Source organism: Methylocystis sp. (assembly GCF_021731785.1).
Classification (GTDB): domain Bacteria; phylum Pseudomonadota; class Alphaproteobacteria; order Rhizobiales; family Beijerinckiaceae; genus Methylocystis.
This window is the reverse complement of record NZ_JAKFWS010000154.1, coordinates 1-22,892: the sequence shown is the minus strand read 5'-3', so window position 1 is coordinate 22,892 and position 22,892 is coordinate 1. Positions and strand designations below refer to the sequence as shown.

Genomic DNA, 22,892 nt, shown 5'->3' with positions numbered 1-22,892 from the left:
CATCGAAATCTTCACGCAATCGCACCGCTGCCGCCATGACGAACCTCCCTCGGTTCGCCAATAAGAATCAGACATTTGCCGATTCGGGAATCCGAGGTGAGTCAGACTCACGGCAGGTTGGTATAAGACGCGTCGCTCGCGCAACGACGCCTCCATGGCGCTCAATCCGGGCCAAGGCCCGGCCCATTGTGGGCAAAGCCTGAAAACGTAGTTATATCCGTGCATTTCGAGCCGGTTCCGGGCTAAAATCAACGCCCGCGAATCATCGGCCTCGTCGGCCCCTTACGAACAGGCAAAATGACCGAAAAAGACAGTCAGAACGACGCTGCGGAATATGGCGCAGGGTCCATCAGGGTGCTGCGCGGCCTCGACGCGGTGCGCAAGCGCCCCGGCATGTATATCGGCGACACCGATGACGGCACCGGCCTTCACCATATGGTCTATGAGGTCGTCGACAACGCCATCGACGAGGCGCTCGCGGGCCATGCGACCGCCGTCTCCGTGACGCTCAATGCGGACGGCTCCTGCACCGTCTCCGACAATGGCCGCGGCGTCCCCACCGACATTCATCACGAGGAAGGCGTGTCGGCGGCCGAAGTCATCATGACGCAACTGCACGCCGGCGGTAAGTTCGACCAGAACTCCTACAAGGTCTCCGGCGGCCTGCATGGCGTCGGCGTCTCCGTCGTCAACGCGCTCTCCGTATGGCTGAAGCTGCGGGTCTGGCGCGGCGGCAAGGAACATTACGTAGAGTTCGCAAATGGCGACGTAGTCGCACCGCTCGCCGTTGTCGGCGACGCGCCGATCGTGGACGGTGCGCCCAAGCGCGGCACCGAAGTCACCTTCCTGCCCTCCCCCGCGACCTTCACGATGACCGAGTTCGACTTTGCGACGATTGAGCATCGTCTGCGTGAACTCGCCTTTCTGAATTCAGGCGTGCGCATCCTTTTGACCGACGCGCGTCACGCCGAGGTCAAGCGCGAAGAGCTTTTTTACGAAGGTGGGCTTGAGGCTTTCGTGCGCTGGTTAGACCGCGCCAAGACGCCGCTCGTCCCGGCGCCAATCCTTATCCATGGTCAGCGCGACCACATCAGCGTCGAAGTCGCGCTGTGGTGGAACGACAGCTATCACGAGAATGTGCTGGCCTTCACCAACAACATTCCGCAGCGCGACGGCGGCACGCATCTCGCCGGATTCCGTGGGGCGCTGACGCGCCAGATCACCGGTTATGCCGAATCCTCGGGCCTCGCCAAGCGCGAGAAAGTCGATCTCACCGGCGACGACTGCCGTGAGGGCTTAACTTGCGTGCTATCGGTGAAAGTGCCGGACCCGAAATTCTCCTCGCAGACGAAGGACAAGCTCGTCTCCTCGGAAGTGCGTCCGGCCGTCGAGAACGTGGTCAACGAATTGCTCGGGCAATGGCTCGAAGAGCATCCGGCGGAAGCCAAGAACGTCGTTTCGAAGGTGTGTGAGGCGGCGGCGGCGCGCGAGGCGGCGCGCAAGGCGCGCGAGCTGACGCGGCGCAAGGGCGCGCTCGACGTCGCCAATCTTCCCGGCAAGCTCGCCGACTGCCAGGAGCGCGATCCGTCCAAATCCGAACTCTTCATCGTCGAGGGCGATTCGGCCGGCGGCACGGCCAAACAAGGCCGCAATCGCGAGTATCAGGCAGTGTTGCCGTTGCGCGGCAAAATCCTCAACGTCGAGCGCGCGCGTTTCGACAAGATGCTGTCGTCGGAGCAGATCGGCACGCTGATCACCGCGCTCGGCACCGGCGTCGGCCGCGACGAGTTCAACGCTGACAAGCTGCGCTATCACAAAATCATCATCATGACCGACGCCGACGTCGACGGTGCCCATATCCGCACGCTGATTCTGACCTTCTTCTACCGGCAGATGCCGGAGCTGATCGAGCGCGGGCATATCTTCATCGCCCAGGCGCCGCTCTATAAAGTGACGCGCGGCAAGTCGACGCAATATCTGAAGGACGAGCGCGCGCTTGAGGACTATCTGATCGAAAGCCTGCTCGATGGCGCGGTGCTGCGCGCCGGCTCGGAGGATCGCGCCGGAGCCGACCTGCACAAAGTTCTCGAAGACGCGCGCGCCTTCCGCAATGTGATGCTCAGCCTGCATTCGCGCTACGACCGCGCCGTCGTCGAACAGGCGGCGATGGCCGGCGATCTGACGCCGCAGACCGACGAAGCGGCGGCGAAGCGCTTCGCCGACGAAATCGTAGCCCGACTCGACGCGATTTCAGAAGAGACCGAGCGTGGCTGGTCGGGCGAGGTTCGCGACGGCGGCCAAAGTCTCGAATATGTCTTCAAGCGCACGCTGCGCGGCGTGACGCATGCCGTAACGCTCGACGCCTCGCTTCTGAATTCCAGCGAAGCGCGCAAGCTCCATGAGCGCGCCGAAAGCCTGCGCGACGTTTTCGCCGGGCCCGCCACGTTGCTCAGACGCGGCGATGAAGCGCCGCTCTCGGGACCGCTCGCGCTTTACGACGCGATGAACGCCATCGGCCGCAAGGGCCTCACCATTCAGCGCTACAAGGGCCTTGGCGAGATGAACGCCGAACAGCTCTGGGAGACGACGCTCGACCGCGACGCGCGCTCGCTGTTGCAGGTGAAGGTGAAGGAGACGGCGGAAGCCGACGATATTTTCGTCAAGCTGATGGGCGATGTCGTTGAGCCACGCCGCGAATTCATTCAGGAGAACGCGCTGAACGTCGCGAATTTGGATGTGTGACTCCGATGGAGGAACTTAACGAAATTCTCATTGAGGCCACCCAATCGATAGAAAGCGACTATTTCCTTCTTCCCATAGATGGCGGTCCACCCGTTTATCGCGAACGTGTGTACACTTACGAACTCTATCATCAGATGCGCATGCGATGGCCCAGCGATTGTCAATTCAGATTGAATGGCGAAGTCGATAAGTCAGCTCATCCGATCTTGCGATGGTCGCGCGCGCAGAAACCCGATTTATTAGTGCATCGCGCTGGCAGCATGGCGCACAATCATGCTGTAATTGAAGTGAAATCTTCGCAAGCTGATCCCGACGGTATTAAAAAGGATATTACTACGCTCTCCCGTTTCGTGCGGGAAGCAGGATATCAGAGAGCAATATTTTTGATTTATGGAAATTGCGCCGACCGACTAGTCTCGCTGACACAATCAATTGCTGCTGAATTGGAACATATCGAACCATTTGAACTCTGGTTGCACCACACCGTCCTTAGCCCAGCAGAAAAAGCGTTCACACTGGGGCGTTCAAATAGTTTCTAACTTGAGCGGCGGACGATGCATTGGTTCCATAGCGCCTACTTCTCCGCCGGCCTCTCCTCCGACCCCGAACTCGCTTCGGCCATCGCCGGCGAGTTGCGACGTCAACAAGACGGCGTCGAACTCATCGCTTCAGAAAACATCGTCTCGCGGCTCGTGCTCGAAGCGCAGGGCTCGATCCTTACCAACAAGACCGTCGAGGGCCTGCCCTATGCGCGCTATTATGGCGGCGCGCAATTCGCCGACGCGATCGAGGCGCTCGCCGTCGAGCGCGCGAAAAAGGTCTTCAACTGCCGCTTCGCCAATGCCCAGCCGCATTCCGGCTCCAACGCCAACGCCGCCGTCTTTCTCGGCCTGTTGAAGCTCGGCGAGACGATCCTGTCGATGAATGTCGCGGCCGGCGGCCATATCAGCCATGGCCATAAGGCGACTCTGACGGGGCGCGATTACAAAATCGTCGCCTATGGCGTCTCGCGCGAAACGGAATTGATCGACCTCGACGAAATACGCGATCTTGCGCGCCGCGAACGCCCGCGCATGATTATCGCCGGCGGCTCCGCCTATCCGCGCGCGATCGATTTCGCTTCGATGCGCGCCATCGCCGACGAAGTCGGCGCCTATCTTCTCGTCGACATGGCGCATGTCGCCGGCCTCGTCGCGACCGGGCTTTATCCCGATCCCCTGCCCCATGCGCATGTCGTCACGACGACGACCTATAAATCGCTGCGCGGCGCGCGCGGCGGACTGGTTCTGTGGAACGACGAAGGTCTAAGCAATCGCATCAACGCCGGCATTTTTCCCGGCGTGCAGGGCTCCGTCCTGTTGCATGGCGTCGCCGGCAAGGCGGCCTGCCTCGGTGAGGCGCTGCGACCGGAGTTTACCGCCTATAATCACGCCGTGATCGACAATGCGCGCGCGTTGGCGCGCGCGCTCGCAGACGCAGGCCTGCGCATCGTCACGGGCGGCACGGATACGGGACTGATGCTCGTCGATCTCGCCGTGCGCGGCCTCACTGGCGATGTCGCCGCCAAGGCGCTGGAGCGCGCCGGCCTCGCCGTCAACAAGAATATGATTCCCTTCGATCCGAGACCGCCTGAGGCGCCGTCGGGCCTGCGCCTTTCGAGCAACGCCGGCACGACGCGCGGATTCGGCGTTTCGGAGTTCGAGACGATTGCCGGATGGATCAACCGGGTGCTGAAAAGTCCTGACGATGACGCATTGATCGACGCCGTCCGCGAAGACACAGCGGCGCTCTGCGCGAAACATCCGATCTACTGATGCGCTCCGTGAATCCTCCGCCCGTTCGTCTCCTCGTCTGCGTCGGTCCGCGCTGCGACGCCGCGGGCAAAGGCCGCGTGCTGCTCGCTTCTATTGAGAATTTTTTTGCGCGCGACTTTTCGGAAGAATTGGCTTCCGCAAGACTCTCGATCGCGACGCGCGACTGCCTGCGGCTCTGCACCCGCGATCCCGTCGTGCGCTTCGAGCCGTCCGGCGACGCCCTGTCCAATCCTTCGCTCGATGAATTGTTGCGACTCACGCGCGCCGCGCTTGCCGAGCAAGGCCTCGCGCTATCAAGAGAAGCTTAGTTGAACCGCTTTGCTTTTCTTAGGGAACGATTCTACGCTCAGTGTTGCGAATACTCAGAACGATAGGTGTGAAAGGAACAGCATGCGTAAACTCATTCCGTTTTCGCTTCTCTTGGCGCTCGCCGCATCCCCGGCCGCGGCTCAGGGCACGGCGCAGGAGCGCTCCGACTGCATGGGCGACGCCCTCAGATTTTGCAGCTCCGACATTCCTGACATCGACGAAATCGAATCCTGTCTGCAGCAGAATATGGCGCGGCTAAGCCCCGCCTGCCGTCGCGAATTCGCCCCGGCCAATACCACCAAGCTGCGCCCCGAACATTTCCAGTAAGCACGCATCAAGCGCGGCCTTCCGAGCCGCGCTTGAATCACTGCAGCCTGCGCCGAAATTCGTCGAGCCATCTCTTGGCCTTGCCGACGTCGATCTTCTTCGCTTCGTGAATGCCTATGTCCTCCGCGAGACTCCTGCCTGGCGTCGCTGCCGCCGGCGTGGAATCGCCGGCGCGCGCCGGCTGGAAATATCGCGCGAAAATGCGCACGACCACATAGAAGGTCGGCGTGAAGATCAGGCCGAACACAGTGACGCCAAGCATGCCGAAGAACACGGCGGTGCCGATTGACTGACGCATCTCGGCGCCGGCGCCCTCAGCGACCGCGAGCGGCAGCACGCCGAGGATGAACGCGAGCGACGTCATCAGAATCGGCCGCAGACGCGTGCGGGCGGCTGTGACGGCAGCCTCGAATTTGGATTGGCCCGCGTCTTCCGCCTGTTTGGCGAACTCGACGATGAGAATGGCGTTCTTCGCCGCCAATCCGATCAGCACGACGAGCCCGATCTCGACCAATATGTTGCGATCGAGCCCCCGCGAGACCACGCCGAGCATCGCCGCGAGAATGCACATCGGCACGATGAGGATCACCGAAACCGGCAGCAGCAGGCTCTCGTAAAGCGCGGCGAGCAGAAGAAACACGAAAATCACCGCAAGGCCAAAGGCGAGCGCGGCGGTGTGGCCGGCAAGCTTTTCCTGCAGGGCGATCTCGGTCCATTCGAAGCCGAATCCCTGCGGCAGCTTCTCGGCCGCAAGCTTCTCGACCGCGGCGATGCCCTGGCCAGACGAAACGCCGTGAGCGAGATTGAGCTGCACTTCCGCCGCCGGATAGAGATTGTAGCGCGGCACGCGGAACGCGCCCGTCGTGTCGCGGAACGTCGCGACGGCGCCGATCGGCGCCATCGCGCCAGAGGCGCTGCGAGTCTTGAGATTGGCGATGTCGCGAAGCGTCATGCGATAGGGATCGTCGGCTTGCGCCATGACGCGGTAAGTGCGTCCAAGCATGTTGAAGTCGTTGACGAAGGTCGAGCCAAGATAGATCGAGAGCGTTTCGAAGACCCGCCAGATCGGGACGCCGATGAGCTCGGCTTTGGTGCGGTCGACGTCGGCGAAGATCTGCGGCGTGCGCGTGTTGAACAGCGTAAACGCCTGGGTGAATTCACCCGACTGCCCAGCGGCGCCGGCAAGCGTCCAGGTCGCGCCTTCGAGCGCCGGAAGGCCGCGCCCGGCGCGATCCTGCACATAGCCCTTCAGGCCCCCGCCAGTGCCGATGCCTGGAACCGACGCCGGCAGCAGCACGAAAGCGAAGGCGTCGGTCAGCTTCGCGAGCTCTGCGTAAAGATCGGCTTGAATCTGCGAGGCCGAAAGGCCCTTTTTTGCCCGCTCGTCGAAGGACTCCAGCGTGACGAAGATCACGCCGGTGTTTGGCGCATTGGTGAAAGTCGCGCCGTCGAAGCCGGTGAAAACCACGGCGTCCTGGACGCCCGCGCGTTTCAAGATGACGTCGGTCGCCGTGCGCATGACTTTGTCGGTGCGATCGAGCGTCGCGCCCGGCGGCAATTGGAAGGCGGCGATCACATAGCCGCGGTCGAGTTGCGGAATGAGGCCGGTCGGCGTGCGCCGCAACAGATCGAAAGCGAAAAAGATAAGGATCGCATAGATTGCGAGCATGACGACGCCAAGCCGGACGAGCCGGCCTGTCGCCGCACCATATGCTGTCGACACCCTGTCGAACGCGGCGTTAAAAGCGTCGAAGAAGCGGCGCAGCGGCGCATGCGCCCAGCTCAGACGATGGCTGGAGCCGTCGTCCACGCCATGCGGCTTGAGCAAGAGCGACGCGAGCGCCGGCGAAAGGGTCAACGAAACGAAGGCCGAGATGATCGTGGCGCTCGCGATCGTGATTGCGAACTGCTTGTAGAAGGCGCCCTGCAGGCCGCTGATGAACGCGGTCGGGATGAAGACGCCGCAGAGCACCAGCGCAATGGCGATTAGCGCGCCGCCGACCTCGTCCATGGTCTTGTGGGCGGCTTCCTTTGGCGACAGCCCTTGCGCGAGATAGCGCTCGACATTCTCCACGACGACGATCGCGTCGTCGACGACAATGCCGATGGCGAGCACAAGACCGAACAGCGACAGCGTGTTAAAGCTCAGCCCCGCGGCCTTCATCACCGCAAAGCTGCCAATCAGCGAAACCGGGATCGCCGCAACCGGAATGATCGCCGCGCGCCACGTTTGCAGGAAAAGGATGACGACCAGGACGACGAGGACGATCGCCTCGAGCAGCGTATGGACGACCTCGTCCACCGACTGCTGGATGAATTCGGTGGGGTTATAGACGACCGCGTAGTCGACGCCGGCAGGAAAACTCTTCTTGAGCCGCTCCATCTCCTGCTTGACCGCTTCAGCGGTGTGCAAGGCGTTCGAGCCCGGACGCTGAAAAATACCGAGCGCAGTAGCCACGTCGTGGTTCAGATAGGCGTTGAGCGTGTAGTCCTGGGCGCCGAACTCGATCCGCGCGACGTCGCGCAGATGAATCTCGCCGTCGGCGTCAGCGCGGATGACGATGTCGCCGAATTGCTCCGGGGTGCTGAGCCGTCCGAGAGTCTGCACCGAAAGCTGGAAGGCGCCCGCCGAGGCGGCCGGCGGCTGATTGACGGCGCCCGCCGCGACTTGCAAGTTGGCCGCGCGCAGAGCGGCGATAACGTCGCCCGCGGTCAGATCGCGCGCCTCGACTTTCGCCGGATCGAGCCAGACGCGCATCGAATAATCTCTTGCCCCGAATAGGCGCGCGTCGCCGACGCCCTCTATCCTGGCGATGGCGTCCTTCACGTAAAGCGTCGCGTAATTTGATATATATTGCTGGTCGCGCGAGCCGTCCGGCGACAGCAGATGCACGACCATCATCAAATCCGGCGAGGCTTTCTTCACGACGACGCCGAAGCGCGTCACCTCCTCCGGCAGGCGAGGATTGGCGATTGCAACGCGGTTCTGAACCAGCACCTGAGCAAGATCGATATTGACGCCCGGCTTGAACACGACGTCGATCGACAAGCGTCCGTCGCCCGTCGATTGCGACGTGATGTAGAGCATGTCGTCGACGCCGTTGACCTCTTGTTCGATTGGGGAGGCCACGGTCTCGGCGATCACATCCGCCGAGGCGCCGGGATAGGTCGCGCTGATATTGACTGTCGGCGGCGCGATTTCCGGATATTCGGAAACGGGGAGCGCGCCTTGCGCGATCGCCCCCGCAAGCGTCAGAAGCACGGACAGCACCGCCGCAAAGATCGGCCGCTCGATGAAGAAATGCGAGATGCGCATAGCGTTCCTGGTCTTTAAAGACTAACGGTCACTGACCGCGCCGGGCGCTTCCTTGATCTCGCCCTCCTTGGGCTGCACGGTCGCTCCAGGCCGAACCATCGGGTTCGCGAGACCGCCGATCACGATCCGATCCTTTGCGTCGAGACCGGACTGGATAACGCGCAGTCCCCTGTGAATGGGGCCGAGAGTCACCGATCTGGCGACGACCTTGTTGTCGTCAGACACCGCCAGCACGGTCTTGCTGGTTTGATCGGAGACGACGGCTGCGTCGGGAATGAGCAGCGCCGAAACATCGCCGCCGAACAGGCGCAGGCGTCCAAATGTGCCGGGCGTGAGGAAGTGGTCCTTATTGTCGAAGATGGCCCGGCCGCGGATCGTGCCGGAGCGCCGATTGATCTGATTGTCGAGGAAGTCCATGACGCCGCTGCGCGTCCATTCCGTCTCATCGGCAAGCCGCACGGAAACGGAGTTTTTCAACTGGCCCGACATTCCCTTGCGCCCTTCCGCCGCGCGCGCGTAGCGAATATAGTCGGCCTCCGAGGCGTCGAAAACGAAATGAATCGGTTCGAGCGTCACGATTGTCGTCAGCAGGGTCGCTCCCGCCTGTCCGCCCTGAACGAGATTTCCTGGGTCGACGCGACGGTCCGATACGCGCCCCGAGATCGGGGCGCGAACCTGGGTCCATTCAAGATTAAGCTCGGCGTTTCGGAGCGCGGCTTCGGCGCTCAGGACTTGCGCCTTGGCGATCTCACTGCTCGCTTTTCGCTGATCGACGTCGCGCACGGTAATGGTCCGGCCTTGCGTCATTTCCTGCGCGCGCCCGTAGTCACGAGCAGACATTGCAGCCTGCGCCTGCGCCCGGATGAGTTCCGCGCGCGCGCTGTCGACCGCGATCTGAAAAGGCCGCTGATCGATGACGAACAGGACTTCGCCGGCTTTGACGAACTGTCCGTCGGTGAAATTGATCTTTTCCAGAGCGCCTGAAACGCGCGCGCGGACTTCGACCTGCTTTAGCGGCTCGAAACGACCCGTATATTCGTCCCAGCGCGGAATCGTCCTGGCGAGAGGGCGAGAAACGACAACTTCGGGCGTCGGGCCGTCTGCGCGCGCGCCTGAGGATGGAGCGAAAAGCAGCAGCGCCAGGAATATCTTAAGCAGTGCGCCTGCAACTCTCCCGTGACCATCGCCGCCGCGCGCCGCCACAAAAGCAAACAGCGTCATCTCACCTCCGGTTTCGACCCTCGCATAAGCCAAACATTCTTGACCGGCGCGTAACGTGAGCAGGAAGTAAGGGCTGCATCGCCGGAACGCAACTCGCAACTCGACTGGCCGGCATTGCCAAGCTTCGCCAAAACGCGCAGACTGCAGCTTGCGGATGGAGGATGAAAATGCCCTTGTTCCTGGCGCAATTTGCCTATTCCCCTGCGGCATGGGCCATATTCGTTAAGGCCCCGCAGGACCGCGCGGCGGCGTCAGAAGCGCTGCTCAAGCACTTCGGCGGCAACCTCATCGGACTATACTACACGCCGGGTGCCGAATATGACGGTTTTGCGCTGTTCGAAGCGCCCGACGAAGCCACTGCTGCGGCGATAGAAATCGCGGACGTCGCCGCAGGTCATTTGAGCCGCAATCGCCTCACCAGGGTTTTTTCGTCTGAGGAGACGAGCGGGATGCTCCTCCAGGCGGCCACTGCTCCAAGCATGGCGCCTAAGAACCCGGCATAGTTTGCCGAGCTCGCCTCCATCGCGAGCGAGAGACGAGCCGCCAAAATTCAGTATGCGCTGAGCAGGTCGACTTTGGCGTTTGCGAGCATCAAACGCTTCGCCAATAGCGACGCAAGATTTCGCATGACGAGTTCTCCACATTCAGGATGGCTCTTGCGGAACGTGGCATAGGCGCTCAGCGGCAATTCGAGACACTGCACCGCCGTGTCCGCCCAAACGTCTGCGCTGCGCGCGCGTTCGATGAGCGCCATCTCGCCGAACGCCATGCCCGGCGAGATCGACGCGAGACGCGCGCCGCTGGGCAGTTTTACGCTGACCATGCCGCTTTGCAGAAAGAACAGCGAGCCCGCCGGATCGCCGGCGGCGATGATCCGCTCTCCCGTCTTGAACGAACGAGCCAAACCCATCTCCGCAATGCGCTCCAGTTCGCCGGACGTCAGCCCCGCAAGCAGCGCTTGCTCGCTGAGGTGGGTGGTCTTGGCGAGGCCTTCGAAGCCGCCATAGCGATAGATCACCTGGTCTTCGGCCCACTCGATCGCATCGTCGAGCACCGAAAAATGATGCAGCTTCGGCAGAGCGACGTCTTCCGCATATATCGCCTGCCAGAGCAGCGAACTTTTTTCGAAGCCCGCGACGACGATCGTTGCGCCGCGAGCGGCAAGTCCAGCGAACGCCTCCGCCAGGAGTCGGGCGGCGGCTGTCGTCGCGCTCGGAACGCGTCGGAAGTCTAAAATCAGCAGATCGGCCGGCGCCGCCGCGTCGGCAAGCCGTCGCGAAACATAGTCCATCGCGGCGAACGAGAGCGCGCCGACGAGTTCGATAACCCGAATGTCGCTCGCGCGCTCTTGCAAAATCTTCAGTTCGAAATCCTGTCGGTTGCGGCGCGAGGAAACGCCCGCGACGTTGTAATCGCTGATGATGCAGGTGCGCACATCTTCGCTGCGATTGAGCACATGCAATCCGAAATGCGCCGACAGCGCCTCGCAGACCTTTAGCCCGCGGACGCTGTTGCCATGACTGTCGAGCCGGGGCGAGAAGGTACCGAGCCCCAATTGCGCCGGCAGGGCGGCGATAATTCCGCCGCCGACCCCGCTCTTGGCGGGAATTCCCACCCGATAGATCCACTCGCCGGCATAATCATACATGCCGGAGCTCGTCATCACCGAAAGCGTGCGCGCCACGACATAGGGAGAAACGATCTGCTCGCCGGTGTGCGGATTGCGGCCGCTATTGGCCAAGGTCGCGGCCATGACGGCGAGGTCTCGCGCGGTGACGAGGACGGAGCATTGACGAAAATAGACATCGAGAACCGCGTCGACGTCGTCCCCGAGCACCGAATAATTGCGGAGCAACCACGCGATCGCGCGATTCCTGTCGCCTGTCGCCCGCTCCGAGGCGAACACCGCCTCATCGACGTCGAGTTCGCGTCCAGCGAAGCGGCCCAGCGCTCGATGAATGAGATCAAATGCGGCATCGCCGACATGTTGACGGATCAAGCCGGAACAGGCGATCGCGCCAGCATTGACCATCGGGTTGAAGGGCTTGTTGTCGCCCGTCAGCCGGATCGAATTGAAGGCTTCCCCGCTGGGCTCGACCCCGATAACCGATTCGACGCGCTCGTGGCCAAGCGTTTCCAGCGCGAGCGCGAATACGAACGCCTTGGAGATCGACTGGATGGTAAAGGGCGCCGCGCTGTCGCCAACTTCGTAGACATGTCCGTCGATTGTTGCGAGGCTGACGCCGAAATGGTCCGGGTTGGCCCTCGTCAATTCCGGGATGTAATCGGCGAGGGCGCCTGAATCGTCGACGGCGAACTGCTCGTGGCAGCGATGCAAAAAGCCGCGAAGCGGAGGATACACGGCGTCTCCAGTTTTTATTGCACAGCCATTTAAGCCGAACTCAGACTTCAACGAATGATGTCAGCAAAGTATATGCCTGTAACTCTCCCTCCCCACGCCTCAGATTCATCATGCGGAATCGCCGATCGATAAGTGGTTTATACTACATACGGCTGAAGTTTCGGAATCCTCGCAGCCGGCCCATCGCTGTCGCCCGCCCTCAAGCGCGCGCCGCGGTAACCTTATTCGTTGCGGCGACGAATAGCGTCGGCAGGTTCCCTATGGAGCCTGGAGCGCTCGTCCTGCGAGCGTGATTTGCAAGGAGATGGAAATGAACGCCAAAATCGTTTCGGGCGCCTCTGTGGCCGCCGCCGCGATCGCCCTAGTTCTTAGCGGCGCCGCGACGGCGCCCGCGCTCGCCAAAAAAATGAGCAAATCCGTCCATTGCGGCGGAATCAATTCATGCAAGGGGACGAGCCTCTGCAAGACCGCAAACAACGCCTGCAAGGGGATGAACACCTGCAAGGGACAAGGGTGGTTGCCAGAAAAATCGGCAAAGGCTTGCGAGGCGAAGGGCGGCAAGGTCGTCGAGATGTGAGCAAGCGGCGCGGACGGATGAGTTTTCTTCCACCGTTCCGCGCCGATCCCACTTCAGCGGCGATGCGCCAGAAAAGAGGCAATCAACTCGTCGCGCATGGTCCAGTGCAGGACAACCCGGCCGAAAAGCGATGCGATTCCCGTCAGCAGGACGACGGAGCCGAACTGCCAGATGCAGACCGACACCGCCGCGTCCTGTCTGAAGGACAGACGCAAGGCCGCCGCCGCGAGCGCTGTCGACGCGAGCGCCGCAAGACCAATCGTCACGAATGGCGCGGTGGGCGCGCCGCGCTTGACCATCGAAAGGATCAAAAGCGCCGCCGGTATGCTGATGGCGAGGATCGTCGGGAGGCAGTAAATGTCCGAATGCGCTAGGAGACCGGACACGCCATAGGCGTCGACGTCCCTCCAGCATCCGATGGCGAGAGCGCCCGCCCAGACAGACAGGAAAAATCCGGCGGCGAACCGCTCCCAGACCGGTCGCGCCGGACAGCCGGCGCTGAAAGCGCCTGCCGCAGCGACGATGCTTGTCAGAAAGGCGGCGACGACTTCAGTCGCAAACTGCGGGTCGGCGACCTTGGAGAGAAAGTCAGGCCTGAGCCCCATGAACGCCACGACGGCCGCCACATAGCAAAGCGAAACCGCAAACCAAACGAGCGCGCGTTTCGCGGGATGCGAGAGCGGGCGTATCGGCGCGCAATTTTGGGTCAGGGTCCTGATCAGGGCGTCATTCAACATTCGCTAGCCATTCCGCTCCAGCGCCTGACGCATCGCTTTGACGGCTCTGTGAATTCCGACTTTCAGCGAACCGACGCTCTTTCCCGTGACCCGAGACGCTTCGTTGAGGGAAAGACCTTGAATCTTGATCAACTCGATCGCCTGCCGCTGGCCATCCGGCAAAATCGCCATAGCTCTGCGAAGGGCATCTTGATCGTCCCTCGCCTCCTGTTCGGATTTCGCGCCGTCGCCATGAAAGGTTTCAGGCAAAACGTCGACCGTGGTTTCGTTGGCGCGCGCGTAGCGGCTTCGCGCGGCGTCGGCGACGCGTCGCGCGGCGATGGTCATGAGCCAGGGCGTAAAGGGTCGACGGCGATCATAAGTCTGGCGCACGGTGTGAATGGAGACCAGGATCTCCTGAACGACATCCTCGGTGTCATACGCATTCGGCCATCGTCGCAGGACGAAACGGCGCAAAAAAGGAAAGAGATCGGACAGGAGCTCGCCATACGCCGCCTGATCGCCATCCTGCGACGACGCCATCAGCGCGCGCCAACGAGACTCCCGATCGTTCAACGTATCGCTCAATCCGCCTCTGCCCGCTGCGAATCTGCGTGGACCGGTCCGCCGCTTCCGATTCTGCGCCGTCGCGCCGAGGTCCCATCGCGCAGTTTTAGTCGATCAAGCGCCGGCGCGCCATCTCGCTGACTCGCCTCGCCGGCCGTTTGGGTTGTAACCTTTTGCGCCGTCGCGACGAATGGCCATCGAGAGGCGCGCGATCGTTTTGGTCAGCGCAGGGGAACGCCAGTCTTCAGCCGATTGCCTGGTTAATGGATGAATCGAGGGAAGCAGAGGGAGATCACAAATGTCGGACAAAAAGCTTTGCGCCGCCTTCGCTATCGCCGGCGCGTTTGCCGCCGCCTGCTCTCTGGCCGAAACGGCGAAAGCCGCAAAAGCCGAGCAGGAGAAGTGCTTTGGCGTCTCCTTGAAGGGCAAGAATGATTGCGCGGCGGGTCCCGGAACAAGCTGCGCAGGATCGTCAAAGATGGATTATCAAGGCAGCGCGTGGAAATATGTCCCCAAGGGCACATGCACCTCGATCGTGACGCCCAAGGGCAAAGGCAGCCTCGAGCCGATCGCCAACTAAAACCGCATGGAAACGCGTTCCGCCCCCGAGCCAAACCGCGCGCGTGTGGCGTCCTCGCTGCCGGCTCGCGCGGGGTTGGGATTCAAGAGCGCGCATTTTTCCGACATCGAAGCCTCGGCGCCCGGTATCGGCTTCTTCGAAATCCACGCCGAAAATTACATGGGCGCCGGCGGGCCGCCGCACGCGCAGCTGACGCGGTTGCGTCGGGACTTTCCTCTGTCGATCCATGGCGTCGGCCTATCGATCGGCGGCGCCGGGCGCCTCGACCGCGATCACCTTCGCCGGGTGAAGTCTGTTGTCGAGCGCTACGAACCGGCCGCCTTCTCGGAACATCTCGCCTGGTCGACGCAGGGCGCGCGCTTCCTGAATGATTTGCTGCCTTTGCCCTATAACGCTGCGACATTGGCGCATGTCGCCGCGCATGTGGATGAAATTCAAGCGGCGCTCGGCCGGCCGATCCTGCTCGAAAATCCCGCGGCCTATCTGCGGTTCCGATCCTCGGACTATTCCGAGATCGAATTCTTGCGCGAGATTGTGCGCCGCGCGGGATGCCGACTGCTTCTCGACGTGACCAACGCCTATGTCAGCGCAACGAATCTCGGCTTTTCGGCCGAGGATTATATCGACGCCTTCCCGATGCTCTATGTCGAAGAGATTCATCTCGCCGGATACGCCGAGGATTCCGACGAGATCGGCGATCCTCTGCTCATCGACGCCCATTGCGCGCCTATCCAGAAAGAGGTTTGGCGTCTCTACGACCGCGCGTTGGCGCGACGCGGACCGGTGGCGACCCTGATCGAATGGGACAATGAGATTCCGCCCTGGCCGCTGCTGTCGGCGCAAGCCGCGCGCGCCGAGCGGTTCCTCAAAAAACGACCACTCGCCAGTGAAGACAGAGCCGAATCGGAGGCGCTTCATGACGATGTCGGCTGACTTCGATCAAGGGGCGTTTGTCCGCGCGCTTCTCGACCCCGAGCTGCCGGCGCCGAACGGGATTGACGCGCGCCACGGTTTTCCGCCGGAGCGACGTTTCGCGGTCTATCGCAACAATGTGTGCGTCGGACTGGTCGATGCGTTAGCGGAGCGCTTTCCGATTTGCCGGCAACTGGTCGGCGATGAGTTTTTCCGCGCCATGGCGCGCTGCTACGTGCGCGAATTCCTTCCGCGCACGCCGATGCTCTTCGAATATGGGGACGGGTTCGCGACATTCGTCTCGAAGTTCGAGCCGGCGCGCGAGCTTCCTTATCTGGCCGATGTCGCGTGGCTCGAATATGCCGTCGGCCAAGCCTACCACGCCGAAGATGCCGCGCCGCTGCCGATGGACGCCATTCGCGCCCTTCCTCCCGATCGATTGGCGGACGCAACGGCCGTCTTGCATCCCTCGGCGCATGTCATCACGTCGAAATATCCGATCGTTTCGATCTGGCGACGGCATATGTCGGATGAAGATTTGTCGCCGCTGGAATTGGATCACGGCGAGGAAGCGCTCGTCGTCCGGCCTCAACTGGCGGTTAACGTCGCGGCGCTTCCCATCGGCGGATCGGCGTTCGTGCGTGCGCTTGAGGACGGGAGAACTTTCGGGACCGCCATGGATGCGGCGACCCGCCTGGTGGCGGAGTTCGACCTGACGGGCTGCTTGCAGGCGCTTTTGGTGGCGAAGGTTTTTCTCTCGATCAGCGTCACGCCTGAACGACAAAACGCGTCGCGGCGCGGCCCGCTCGATCATAGTGGAGCTTGAGGCGTTATGGATATCATAAGAACGACTGCGCGCTGGCTGGACGAGATCCCCTATTCTCTGATCGCGCTGTTTCTGCGGATCGTCGCCGCGCATCCTTTCTTCGTCTCCGGCCAAACGAAGATCGAAGGACCAACCGTCGGCGGCGAGATTTTCGGCGTCGATCTATCCTTCCAGATCCCGACGGCGATCCGCGACTCGACCTTCGCGTTGTTTGCCGATGAATATAAGCTGCCGTTGATTTCACCGACCGTCGCCGCCTATGCGGCGAGCGCCGTCGAATTCGTCCTGCCGCTGCTGCTCGTCATCGGGCTTCTGACGCGCTTGTCGGCGTTGGGCCTTCTGACCATGACCATCGTCATCCAGATTTTCGTCTATCCTGACGCCTGGTGGACGGTCCATGCCTATTGGGCGGCGCTTCTCGTCGTGCTGCTCGCACGCGGGCCCGGCGCAATATCCCTGGATCACCTGCTGTTTCGTCGGTGGACGGCTTAAAGGCCGACCCAAAGTGGAATGCAGGTCGCTTGCCACCGGCGATCGAGACCTCAGGGTTCGTCAACATAGACAACGGCGCCGGTCTGCTGGGGCGCGGTATGCGCATGCGCGAGTCCGATGCCCACGCCGAAGAAGATGACCGAGCCGATGATCGCTCCGATGATCTTGCTGTTGAACTTCAACATCACGTCCTCCTGTCATTTGATGAACGGACATTATTGGTTCGAGGCCTGAGCGTATGTGCGCCTCCGCACGCGGCGCAGTTTGGCGTCAATGCGCCCCGCGCCAACGCCGATGGGAGCGAAGCCTTCTCGCGCCTACTGAAGACAACGCTTGAGTTCTCTAGGCGGAGCGGCCTCGCCGATTCCTCTCCCCGCAAGAGCCTGTCGTCTCAGCGGCGGTCTAACCACGCGCCAAGGATCGCCCCGCCGATGGCGCCGGCGACGGCGCAGACGAATCCGAGGGAAAGGCCAGCGACCGCGACGCCCAAACCAGCGGCGAGCGCCGCGCCGATTCCGCTGAAGGCGAGTGGAGTCGCGCCATGGACGGGGTCAGAGGTCCTGGCAGATGTGTTCGCCAATTTCTGTGTCTTGGCCATCTTCCGATCCTCGCTTGCGCTCAGGCCAGTCGGCCGATTGCGCTTGCAGGAACAGATAGGACGCGGCTCGCCAAAAGCGCGCCCCGCTGATGCGGCGGCCATAGAGCGCGGCTCGCGAGAAAAAAGGCCGAGCTGTCACGTCGAGCGCGCCTCAAACTGTTGGGATCACATTATTTGCATAGCGCCCGAATAAAGCGCGATCTGCGCCTCAGCCAAACGTCCCGAGCTTGGCGGGGGGGAATCATCAAGCGCATCCGCAGCTCTCAGGCGCGATGGGCGGGTGGTTTAATGTGCCGGCGGCGCAAGGGATAATCGGCGCTGTCGTAAAGAGGTCGAATCTCGCGCCCGAAAAAATGCTGCTCATCCACTTCCAAGGAGCAACTTGCCAGCGCTTTCGGCGCAAGTTCCTCCACCGCGTAGCGAATGGCCTCCGAGGCCCGCGTGAAACGCCTGAACATGAGCGACTTGTATTTCGAATTTGCCGCCTTGGAAAAAAAGAGGACGGCTTCGGTTCTATAGTCCTTCGCGTCCATCGTCCGCCTCCAGAGCTATTGGATCAAATCGTCTCCCGCGACGAGTTCGAGCGCGGATTCCACGGCGACTCTTTCCTGCCCGTCGCGATCTCTCTTCATCCGATACTGCAGTCCCGCGCCGGCGTCGGGGAGATGACGCGTGACGTGGAACGAATCCGCGTCGGTCGGCGCGCCAGACTTTTGGATCACACGGCCGCCGATGGGAAATTTATGTAATGGAGCGGCGGTAAGCCGTTGCGGCGGACGCCGAAAGCGTCGGCTCGTTTCGTTGTCATTGGTCACTGGACGCGCTCCTCGATTCGGCGGTCCTGAATGCGTAGCGCTCTATGCCCTGCGGCGCGCTCATCACCGTCGCCGCTTCGCTTCGGCTTCGCGGGTCTGAAGCTTCTCGACGGTCAGCCAAGACGAACCCTTGGCGGCCGGCGAACCCGCATCAGGAGCTTTGTCTTTCTTTGGCTTTTTCGCTTCGCGATTGCTGCGCCGTTGGCCTTTGGCCATATCTCGCCCCTCATATGTCTGGGCTTCGCGCTACCGCCCGGCTGTGTTTCCTTGCCCTGATGCTCGAAGCGCTTGTGCAAGGCAACATGATTCGCCCCTGACGGATTGGACCGCCAGGGGCGACAATGATGGTTAGGCCGCGACCTGCAACTGGTCCGCCGAAGACTTTCCGCTACGCCTGTCGATAGCGATTTCGTAGCTGAGCTTTTGGCCTTCCGCGAGCCCAAGCAGCCCTGCGCGTTCAACCGCGCTGATGTGGACGAAAACGTCCGGGCCGCCATTCTCCGGCTGGATGAAGCCGAAGCCCTTTTGGGCGTTGAACCATTTCACGGTACCGGTCTGCATGACATGTCCTTTCAAGAACAGGGTTCTGCGCCGCGCGAATTGCGCGGCGCTCTTGGATCGAAGTTCTGGAGAGGAAGTCAGGAGCCGACGCGCCAAGGGAGCGAAAGCAAGATCATTCGGCCGAAAACTCGATATTCAATATTTAGCGTATATGGGCAAAAATACAAGCTGTGACGCGTGCGCGCGGTCGAGCTGATGTGCGCACGGACTTTCGAGCGTCGGAAGGAACAAAGCTCGTCGAATGCGACTCCACAGACTTGATCCTGTTCGAACGATCGAAGCTGCAGCCGCCGACGCCGACGCCCCCCCGATACGCCAGAGAACATCCGGGGTCGTCCCGCCAAGACGATGATTCGGGAACGATCATCGCGATGCAACAAATTCGCGAACCCTTATCTTTACATCCCCGCACGGGACGACCGCACAATTACTCCGTTGCAGAAGAACTTTGAATAGTGAGGTCGTCGGCAGTAACATCAACTATTCGCCTAAGGGAGGAACGCATGTCCAAGCTCATTTTGTCGGCGTCTGCCGCCCTCGCCGCGTTAATTGGCCCAGCCTTCGCCGAAAGTCAGAACTGGAACATCACCGAGGAAGGAATGTCCGGCGTCAAAGGCGCTCAAGGAACGTGGACGGTGAACGTCGACGCGCAAAATGGAATATCGGGAGCCGCCAACCTTCAGTTAGATAATGGCAAGGCGCTGACCTACAAAATTTCCGGCGCCGTGAAAAACTCCGTCTATACGATCGAACTCTCTGACCGCAGCGACGGAAAAAAAGGTTGCGTTTGGAATGGGCATGTTCCGGCCGGCTCGGATGGATCCCATGGCCTCATCGGCCAAGCCGTTTGCGACGGCGACGTGAAGCTCATCATCCGCGCGGGATTCTAATAGCGCACATTCATCATGCGCCGCATCGCATGCGCCGCCGCGCCCAACGCGCAAAGGCTTCGTCATGCGTGGCTCCCATCAGAGCCCTTTTGATCTTGCATAGGCTGCTGCGGCAGCGGCGCGCATGTCCTCTTTGAGACCGGCAAACATATTGTCGATCATTGTCGTGACTGCCTCGGGCGCCGTTCCAGGTTCGCCGGCGTTGAAAGGCGGCGCCGGCGCATATTGCGCCAGCAGCTGAACGCCCTCGGCATACTTGCGATCCCGCAGCTCGGCGACGAGCGCGAGAGCAAAATCCAAACCGGCGGTGACCCCTTCCGCGGTGATCCGGTTTCGATCCCGCACGAATCGTCCCTCGGCCGGCGTCGCGCCGAAAACGGGCAACAGCGGCTTCGTGACCCAATGAGACGTGGCGCGATAGCCGTCGAGCAGGCCCGCGGACCCGAGCAGCATGGAACCGGTGCAGACCGACGTAACGTAGCGCGCGCTATGTCCGGCTGCGCGAATATAGGCGAGGGTCTCTTCGTCGCGCATCGCGGCGAGCGTTCCGGTCGACCCCCCAGGAACACACAAAATGTCGAGGTTCGACGCGGCGTCCTCGAAGTTTACCGACGGCGTGCAGACAATGCCTGTGTCGCTACGGATGGGATCGCGCGACTTGCCGACGATCTGTATCGTCGCGCCCATCAGATTGGCGAACATGTACTGCGGTCCAACCATGTCGAGCGCGGTGAAGCCGGGATAAATCAGAAAGGCGACTTTCTCCGTGCCGCGCCAATGCGCAGGCATGTCCGACATCTTATGCGGGGCCCTGGCGTTGTCCGACGACGAGCTCGGCGCAGCCGAAGCGCCGCTCGCGAACAGCATGGCAAAAGCCGCAACGCCATCGCCGAACTGACGGCGATCAATCTGACTCATTGTCACTCCTACATCCGCGCGGAGAGCGACACGAAGATCGTGCGTCCCTCTCCCGGCGCAACTCTTCCAGAAAGATAGGGATATTGAACAAAATACTGCTGATCGCCGAGATTCTTGCCGTTGATCGCGAAAGTGAAATTCTCATGCTTGTAAGCAAGCGTGGCGTCGAATGTGATGTAGCCGCTGGTGCTCCAGGGTCGCCCGATCAGCGCCCAGGGTTGGGGCTGGCCGATCTCGATCACGGTCCCCGATGCGGCGTAAAGTCCCGCGCCAACCGACCACCCTCTGAGCGCGCCGTCGAGAAGCGCGCCGTCAAAGGCATAATGCCCCCACAGGCGACCGGAATCGCGCGGCGCAAGATTGAGCGTGGCGTTCACCAGTCTCGGGTTTTCGTCGCGCGACACTCTTGCGTCGATATGCGCATAGCTTGCGAGAATGGACAGCTCCGCCGTCGGCTGCCAAATGAGATCCGCCTCAAAACCGGTAGAACGCCATTCGCCGGACTGTCGCTGGGTCAGGCTTCCCGCAGGAGTCACCGGCACGCCAGTGCGTTTGAGATCGAAATAATCGAGCGTGCCGGAAAGACCCATCGGGCCGTTGAGCTTAATGCCAGCCTCCCACTGCTCCGAGCCCTCGGGCTTTGGCGCGACGCCGCCAGCGCCATTGAAGAAGGTCACCGGACGCAGGCCTTGCGCATAGCTGCCATAGACTGAGAGCCAGTCGGTCACGTCGAAGAGCGCGCCGACGCGCGGCAGGAATGCGGTTTGGCTTGAACTGAATCTCGTGGGCGGGACAAGAGCCGCCTCTTCTGAATTGATGTCGATGAAAGCGACGCGCCCTGCGGCGAGAATATGCAGGCGCTCGAGAATCGTCGACTGCAACTGCACGGTCACGCCTGCGTTTTGATAGGCGTTGTTGAGACGGCTGAAGATCGTATAGGCGTCCTGGCCCGGCAGGGGATACACATAAGGGGGGAAGAAGGGCGCCCGAAAGTCGATAAGCGTCGGATAGAAGGACGCGAAGGGGCCGAGAAATGGCGCGATGGTCTGATCCGGCGGCGTAGCGTTCGCGGCCGAAAGATATCCCTGATCCCATACCCTGTTGAAATCGCCGCCAAGCAGCAACTTGTTTTTCGTCGGCCCTGCGTCGAATTTGGCCATGACGTTCGACGTGACCGACACCTCTTTCACCTGCTGTTTGAGGATTGTGTTCGCCACGTAGAACTGACTCGGACCGCCGTAAGGAAGGCCAAACGCGGAGGCAAACCCAAACGGATCGGAATATATCGGCGTGTTGCCGAAGGGTATCTGCGACGGCTCGTAAATGCCCGACGAAGAAAAGCGCGCGCTTGTGAAAGTGGAGAACGTTTCGTCGAACTTGTGATCGAAGCGCAGCGTTACGCCGGACGAAGAGGTGCCGGTGCTGGGCAGGCCGGGCGTCGACAAGAAGGCCGTTGGGCGGACGGCATAGAAGGTCCGATCGATCGTCCCCACGGCCGGAAGCCCTGCATAGTCCGGCTGATCCCGCCGCGTAATAATTCCCTGCACGATCAGCGAGGTGGAATCGGTCGGCGCGATCTTGATGGTCGGGTTGATCGTATAGCTACGTCGATGCACGACATCGATGTTCGAACGCGTCGTCTCATATTGCGCCGTGAGACGGAACAGGACGCTCTTGTTCTCGGTCAGCGGCTGATTGACGTCGATATAGGGGCTCACATCGCTGTAGCCGCCCCCGCGCACGCCCGCTTCGGCGAAGCGATCCGGCGTCGGGAGCCTTGAGACGATGTTGACGACGCCGCCGACCGGGCTTTGTCCGCCCTGGAAGAGAATGCTCGCGGGGCCTTTGATCACTTCAATGCGCTCGACATTGACAAGCAGGTCGCGCACGCCCAGATCATAGTAATTCGGCAGTCCATCGATATAGCGCTCGGCCCGCATACCCCGCAGGCTGGGGCCGATTCCGCCGGGGAACAACGGACTTACCGGCTGTAGACCGGAAACGTTGCGAAAGACCTCAGCTTGCGAAATGACCTGCTGATCGTCGATCAGCTTGCGAGGAATCACCTGCACCGACATCGGCAATTCTTGGATGGGGGTTTGGAATCGCGTGGCGCGCGTCGTAAGCGCCTGATAGCCCCGAACCGGTCCGGCGGTGGTCTGCTCGATCGGCGGACCGTCCTGCGATGAGGGTGACAAGGAAGGCGCGCCGGTCGTCGAGGGTGTCCGTCGTCGAATGATTTGAGACAGGCAGGGCTGCAATTTAGTGGAGGATGCGGCTCACCTGACGATTGAGTTTAAGCGGCGGTCATTTGATGTTGCAAGCGTCGATTCTCGATTGTGATGCGTT

General features: G+C 61.5%; 24 protein-coding genes. 12 read left to right on the top strand and 12 right to left on the bottom strand.

Annotation, left to right across the window (positions count from 1 at the left end; genetic code table 11):
* Positions 1-297 precede the first annotated feature (297 nt).
* The 5 genes from gyrB (at position 298) to QZ964_RS19775 (ending at position 5,192) form a co-directional block, all read left to right on the top strand.
* Positions 298-2,742 carry a DNA topoisomerase (ATP-hydrolyzing) subunit B gene (gyrB, locus tag QZ964_RS19795; RefSeq protein ID WP_292533797.1) on the top strand — a complete coding sequence of 815 codons (2,445 nt, stop codon included), beginning with the start codon at positions 298-300 and terminating at the stop codon, positions 2,740-2,742.
* A 5-nt stretch (positions 2,743-2,747) separates the two neighbouring features.
* Positions 2,748-3,281: a methionyl-tRNA formyltransferase-like protein gene (locus tag QZ964_RS19790; RefSeq protein WP_292533795.1), complete on the top strand. Its 534-nt coding sequence runs from the start codon at positions 2,748-2,750 to the stop codon at positions 3,279-3,281.
* A 15-nt stretch (positions 3,282-3,296) separates the two neighbouring features.
* Complete coding sequence (gene glyA, locus QZ964_RS19785) at positions 3,297-4,556, top strand: serine hydroxymethyltransferase (protein ID WP_292533793.1); 1,260 nt, start codon at positions 3,297-3,299, stop codon at positions 4,554-4,556.
* The gene (locus tag QZ964_RS19780; RefSeq protein ID WP_292533791.1) at positions 4,556-4,864 is read left to right on the top strand and encodes a (2Fe-2S) ferredoxin domain-containing protein; all 309 of its coding nucleotides are present in this window, start codon (positions 4,556-4,558) and stop codon (positions 4,862-4,864) included. Before glyA ends, QZ964_RS19780 begins: the two co-directional genes overlap by 1 nt.
* An 82-nt stretch (positions 4,865-4,946) precedes the next feature.
* Positions 4,947-5,192: a hypothetical protein gene (locus tag QZ964_RS19775; RefSeq protein ID WP_292533789.1), complete on the top strand. Its 246-nt coding sequence runs from the start codon at positions 4,947-4,949 to the stop codon at positions 5,190-5,192.
* Positions 5,193-5,229: 37 nt separating this feature from the next.
* On the opposite strand, the gene QZ964_RS19770 is transcribed toward QZ964_RS19775, so the two are convergent.
* Both QZ964_RS19770 and QZ964_RS19765 read right to left on the bottom strand, forming a co-directional pair.
* A complete protein-coding gene (locus QZ964_RS19770) occupies positions 5,230-8,508 on the bottom strand; it encodes an efflux RND transporter permease subunit (protein ID WP_292533788.1) in 3,279 nt (1,092 codons plus the stop codon).
* 21 nt (positions 8,509-8,529) lie between these two features.
* Entirely contained in the window at positions 8,530-9,729 is a 1,200-nt protein-coding gene (locus tag QZ964_RS19765) for an efflux RND transporter periplasmic adaptor subunit (RefSeq protein WP_292533786.1), read from the bottom strand.
* A gap of 167 nt (positions 9,730-9,896) precedes the next feature.
* On the opposite strand from QZ964_RS19765, the gene QZ964_RS19760 reads away from it, so the two are divergent.
* Positions 9,897-10,232, top strand: coding sequence for a GYD domain-containing protein (locus tag QZ964_RS19760; protein WP_292533785.1), 336 nt, complete (start codon positions 9,897-9,899; stop codon positions 10,230-10,232).
* A gap of 47 nt (positions 10,233-10,279) precedes the next feature.
* Here the strand turns inward: QZ964_RS19760 and glsA are convergent, their stop codons facing one another.
* Complete coding sequence (gene glsA / locus QZ964_RS19755) at positions 10,280-12,091, bottom strand: glutaminase A (RefSeq protein WP_292533784.1); 1,812 nt, start codon at positions 12,089-12,091, stop codon at positions 10,280-10,282.
* Positions 12,092-12,401: 310 nt separating this feature from the next.
* Between glsA and QZ964_RS19750 the strand changes: the two genes are divergently transcribed.
* Positions 12,402-12,668: a hypothetical protein gene (locus QZ964_RS19750; protein ID WP_292533783.1), complete on the top strand. Its 267-nt coding sequence runs from the start codon at positions 12,402-12,404 to the stop codon at positions 12,666-12,668.
* Between the two features lie 53 nt (positions 12,669-12,721).
* Here the strand turns inward: QZ964_RS19750 and QZ964_RS19745 are convergent, their stop codons facing one another.
* Together QZ964_RS19745 and QZ964_RS19740 are read right to left on the bottom strand one after the other, a co-directional pair.
* Entirely contained in the window at positions 12,722-13,405 is a 684-nt protein-coding gene (locus QZ964_RS19745; protein ID WP_292533781.1) for a DUF1109 domain-containing protein, read from the bottom strand.
* A 3-nt stretch (positions 13,406-13,408) separates the two neighbouring features.
* Positions 13,409-13,972 carry a sigma-70 family RNA polymerase sigma factor gene (locus QZ964_RS19740; RefSeq protein ID WP_292533779.1) on the bottom strand — a complete coding sequence of 188 codons (564 nt, stop codon included), beginning with the start codon at positions 13,970-13,972 and terminating at the stop codon, positions 13,409-13,411.
* Positions 13,973-14,249: 277 nt separating this feature from the next.
* On the opposite strand from QZ964_RS19740, the gene QZ964_RS19735 reads away from it, so the two are divergent.
* From QZ964_RS19735 to QZ964_RS19720, 4 genes are read left to right on the top strand one after another with little or no spacing between them, the layout of a single operon-like run.
* The gene (locus QZ964_RS19735; protein WP_292533777.1) at positions 14,250-14,531 is read left to right on the top strand and encodes a DUF2282 domain-containing protein; all 282 of its coding nucleotides are present in this window, start codon (positions 14,250-14,252) and stop codon (positions 14,529-14,531) included.
* A 6-nt stretch (positions 14,532-14,537) separates the two neighbouring features.
* On the top strand, positions 14,538-15,464 hold the full coding sequence (locus QZ964_RS19730; RefSeq protein ID WP_292533775.1) for a DUF692 domain-containing protein: 927 nt from the start codon (positions 14,538-14,540) through the stop codon (positions 15,462-15,464).
* Positions 15,448-16,269: a DUF2063 domain-containing protein gene (locus tag QZ964_RS19725; protein ID WP_292533774.1), complete on the top strand. Its 822-nt coding sequence runs from the start codon at positions 15,448-15,450 to the stop codon at positions 16,267-16,269. The genes QZ964_RS19730 and QZ964_RS19725 overlap by 17 nt, the downstream gene beginning before the upstream one ends.
* A 6-nt stretch (positions 16,270-16,275) precedes the next feature.
* Positions 16,276-16,761: a DoxX family protein gene (locus tag QZ964_RS19720; RefSeq protein WP_292533773.1), complete on the top strand. Its 486-nt coding sequence runs from the start codon at positions 16,276-16,278 to the stop codon at positions 16,759-16,761.
* A 50-nt stretch (positions 16,762-16,811) separates the two neighbouring features.
* Here QZ964_RS19720 and QZ964_RS19715 read toward each other — a convergent pair whose 3' ends face one another.
* The 5 genes from QZ964_RS19715 to QZ964_RS19695 form a co-directional block, all read right to left on the bottom strand.
* Positions 16,812-16,946, bottom strand: a complete 135-nt coding sequence (locus QZ964_RS19715) for a hypothetical protein (protein ID WP_292533771.1) — start codon at positions 16,944-16,946, stop codon at positions 16,812-16,814.
* A gap of 206 nt (positions 16,947-17,152) precedes the next feature.
* Complete coding sequence (locus QZ964_RS19710) at positions 17,153-17,359, bottom strand: hypothetical protein (RefSeq protein ID WP_292533770.1); 207 nt, start codon at positions 17,357-17,359, stop codon at positions 17,153-17,155.
* Positions 17,360-17,622: 263 nt separating this feature from the next.
* Positions 17,623-17,892: a hypothetical protein gene (locus QZ964_RS19705; RefSeq protein ID WP_292533768.1), complete on the bottom strand. Its 270-nt coding sequence runs from the start codon at positions 17,890-17,892 to the stop codon at positions 17,623-17,625.
* 15 nt (positions 17,893-17,907) lie between these two features.
* Complete coding sequence (locus QZ964_RS19700) at positions 17,908-18,174, bottom strand: hypothetical protein (RefSeq protein ID WP_292533766.1); 267 nt, start codon at positions 18,172-18,174, stop codon at positions 17,908-17,910.
* Positions 18,175-18,522: 348 nt separating this feature from the next.
* Positions 18,523-18,735, bottom strand: a complete 213-nt coding sequence (locus QZ964_RS19695; protein ID WP_292533765.1) for a cold-shock protein — start codon at positions 18,733-18,735, stop codon at positions 18,523-18,525.
* 503 nt (positions 18,736-19,238) lie between these two features.
* Here QZ964_RS19695 and QZ964_RS19690 point away from each other — a divergent pair.
* Complete coding sequence (locus QZ964_RS19690; RefSeq protein WP_292533763.1) at positions 19,239-19,625, top strand: hypothetical protein; 387 nt, start codon at positions 19,239-19,241, stop codon at positions 19,623-19,625.
* Positions 19,626-19,703: 78 nt separating this feature from the next.
* Here QZ964_RS19690 and QZ964_RS19685 read toward each other — a convergent pair whose 3' ends face one another.
* Both QZ964_RS19685 and QZ964_RS19680 read right to left on the bottom strand, forming a co-directional pair.
* On the bottom strand, positions 19,704-20,543 hold the full coding sequence (locus QZ964_RS19685; RefSeq protein WP_292533761.1) for a DJ-1/PfpI family protein: 840 nt from the start codon (positions 20,541-20,543) through the stop codon (positions 19,704-19,706).
* An 8-nt stretch (positions 20,544-20,551) separates the two neighbouring features.
* A complete protein-coding gene (locus QZ964_RS19680) occupies positions 20,552-22,741 on the bottom strand; it encodes a TonB-dependent receptor (RefSeq protein ID WP_292533760.1) in 2,190 nt (729 codons plus the stop codon).
* Positions 22,742-22,892 lie beyond the last annotated feature (151 nt).